This is a genomic window from Brevundimonas sp., assembly GCF_031082345.1.
Lineage (GTDB): Bacteria > Pseudomonadota > Alphaproteobacteria > Caulobacterales > Caulobacteraceae > Brevundimonas.
Map to the genome: position 1 here is coordinate 1 of NZ_JAVHLH010000285.1, position 3,394 is coordinate 3,394.

At 68.9% G+C, this 3,394-nt stretch carries 2 protein-coding genes; both read left to right on the forward strand.

All coding sequences use genetic code 11. The features are described 5' to 3' along the window. Positions 1–2,979, forward strand: a 2,979-nt coding sequence (locus RDU12_RS14095) for an efflux RND transporter permease subunit (protein WP_308685247.1), incomplete at its 5' end; no start/stop codon positions are given. Positions 2,980–3,138: 159 nt separating this feature from the next. After that, on the forward strand, positions 3,139–3,366 hold the full coding sequence (locus RDU12_RS14100) for a hypothetical protein (protein WP_300290361.1): 228 nt from the start codon (positions 3,139–3,141) through the stop codon (positions 3,364–3,366). Positions 3,367–3,394 lie beyond the last annotated feature (28 nt).

Sequence of the window (3,394 nt, forward strand, 5' to 3'; positions counted from 1 at the left end):
AACAACAACCCGGACGTCGAGGCTCCGTTTATCTACGTCGGGGCGGGGCGTCCGGGCGCCGCGCCGAGCGAGCTCGAGACCCAGGTGACCCGTCTGATCGAGGATTCAGTCGCCGGCCTCGGCGGCGTGCGCCACATCGATTCCACGGTCAGCGACGGCTATTCGACGACCTTCATCGAATTCGAGCTGGGCACCGACGTCGAGCGGGCCACCAACGACGTGCGCAACGCCATGGCGGGTCTGCGCGGCGACCTGCCGCAGGACATGCAGGAGCCGACGGTCCAGCGCATCGACATCACCGGCGACAGCCTGATCACCTATGTGGTGCAGTCGCCGACGATGAGTCCGGAGCAGCTGAGCTGGTTCGTCGACAACGACGTCAGTCGGGCCCTGCTGGCCATCCCCGGCGTCGGCGAGGTCAACCGCCAGGGCGGCGTCGACCGGGAGATCCGCGTCGAGATCGATCCCGACCGGCTGGCGGCGCTGGGCGTCACCGCGGCGCAGGTCAGCCAGGCGCTGGTCTCGGCCAACAGCGATCTGCCCGGCGGGCGCGTCACCGTGGCCGGCTCCGAACGCGCCATCCGGGTTCCCGGCGCGGCCGGTTCGCTGGAGGAGCTGAGCCAGACCCGCATCCCGCTGTCGGGGGGCGGAAGCGTGCGCCTCGGCGACCTCGGACGCATCGAGGACACCTGGACGGAACCGCGGGCCATGGCCCGGCATGACGGCCTGCAGGTCGTCACCTTCAACATGCTGCGTTCGCGCGAGGCCAGCGAGGTCAAGGTCGCCGAGCGCGTGCGCGAGGTCGTGGCCGAGATGGACGAGGCTCATCCGGAGCTCGAGATCCGGCAGGTCACGGCCAATGTCGAATACATCGAGGAGAGCTACATCGCCTCGGTCGAGGCGCTGCTGATCGGCGCCGGCCTCGCGGTGCTGGTGGTGCTCCTCTTCCTCCGCGACATCCGGGCGACGATCATCGCCGCCGTGGCCCTGCCGCTGTCGCTGATCCCGACCTTCGCGGTGCTGGCGGCGACCGGCCAGTCGCTGAACGGCGTCACCCTGCTGGCGCTGTCGCTGACCATCGGCATCCTGGTCGACGACGCCATCGTCGAGATCGAGAACATCGTGCGGCACATGCGCGACGGGAAGTCGCCCTATGACGCGGCCATGGAGGCGGCCGACGAGATCGGCCTGGCCGTGGTGGCCACGACGTCGACGATCATCGCCGTCTTCGCGCCCGTCGGCTTCATGCCGGGCATCATCGGCCAGTTCTTCATCGCCTTCGCCCTGGCGGCGTGCGTGGCGGTGTTCTTCTCGCTGGTCGTCGCGCGGATGCTGACGCCGCTGATGGGCGCCTATCTGCTGCGGCATTCGAGCAAGCACCACGACGCCGACCCGTTCTGGATGAAGCCCTATCTGCGCGCCCTGCGAGTGGCGCTCGGCAATCGCTGGAAGGTGTTCGCCGCGGGGATCGTGATCTTCGCGGGATCGATCTTCCTCGGCATGCAGGTGCCGGCCGAGCCCTTCCCGGCCGGCGACCAGGGACGCGCCTCGTTCAACGTCGAACTGCCGCCCGGCGCGACGCTGCAGGAGACCGACGTCATCGTTCAGCAGATGACGCGGGTGCTGTCCGAGCGTCCCGAGGTCGAGTCCGTCTACGGGTCGATCAACGTCGCCAGCGCCAATGTCGTCGCCGACCTCGTCGACAAGGGCGATCGCCGGCTGAGCCAGCAGGAATTCTCGCGGTTGATGGTGGACCAGTTCCGCGACATCCCGGGCGCGCGCATCGGCACGGGCGGCGGCGGCGGCGGCGGTCCCGGCGACGGCACCACCTTCAGCCTGTCGCTGCTCAGCGACAACGGTCCCGCGCTGGAGGCCGCGACGCGCGCGGTCGAGGCCGAGATGCGCGGCGTCCCGGGCCTGGCCAATGTGGTCAACACCGCCTCGATCGCCCGGCCGGAGATCCTGGTGACGCCCAAGCCCGACCAGGCCGCCCTGATGGGCGTCTCGACCGGGGCCATCTCGCAGACGGTGCGGGTGGCGACGCTGGGCGACGTCGAACAGAACCTGCCGAAATACAATCTGGGCGACCGCCAGATTCCGATCCGGTTGATGCTCAGCGAGGAGGCGCGCCAGGATCTGTCGGTGGTCGAGAACCTGCGGGTGCCGACGGCGAGCGGAGCGGCCGTGCCGCTCGGCGCGGTGGCCGACATCACCTTCGGCGCCGGACCGTCGGAGATCACCCGTCGCGACCGCTCGCGCGTGGCGACCATCACCGCCGAGCTCGACGGCATCACCGTGGGCGAGGCCGCCGAACGGGTGCGGGCGCTCGAGCCGGTCAAGACCCTGCCCCCGGGCGTGCGCGAGGTGCCGTCCGGCGACACCGAGTTCCTGGCCGAAATGGTCTCGGGCTTCGCCATCGCCTTCGGCTCCGGCATCCTGTTGATGTACGCGGTGCTGGTGCTGCTGTTCAAAAGCTTCGCCTATCCGATCACCATCATGGCGGCCCTGCCGCTGGCCATCGGCGGCGCCTTCGTCGGCCTGCTGCTGATGGGATCGAGCTTCTCGATCTCGTCGCTGATCGGGATCCTGATGCTGATGGGGATCGCGGCCAAGAACTCGATCCTGCTGGTCGACTATGTGATCATGGCGCGCAAGGCGGGCATGACCCGGTTCGAGGCCCTGATGGACGCGGCCCACAAGCGGGCCAGGCCGATCATCATGACCACGGTGGCCATGGGCGCGGGCATGCTGCCGATCGCCATCGGACTGGGCGCCGACGTCGAGTTCCGGCAGCCGATGGCGATCGCGGTGATCGGCGGCCTGATCACCTCGACCTTCCTGTCGCTGCTCTACATCCCGGCGATCTTCACCATCGTGGACGACATCGCCGGCTTCTTCGTGCGGCGGATGCACAAGATGTTCGAGGGCCAGCGGCACACGCCGGTGAGGCCTGCGCCGAAGCCGGCCGAGGCGGAGTAACGAACCGGCCGCCGGCGCGCGTCGGCGGCCACACTCCGGGCCATGGCATTTCCGCCACGTCCCGCCAGAAACGGCGTCGGCGCCGATGAATCGTAGTGACGACTGTTTCCTTGAGTTGTAACTGTCGCGCTCGTTTCAACTACTCTTGGGGGACCTTTCGTGAAGAAGACCATTATCGCCGTGACCGCTGGCCTGTTGCTGGTGGCCGGCCAGGCCGCCGCCGCCGCCAACACCTCGGCGACCGCCCGCGTCGGCGACCGCATCGGCGCCACCGCCGGTGAATCCAGCGAATTCGCTGGCGTGCCGCTGCCGGTCCTGCTGGTCGGCGCCGCCATCCTGGTTGTCGGCGTCATCGCCGCGACGGACGACGACAGCGAAAGCAACTGATCCAACCGGATTCATCAAAGCCCTCGCC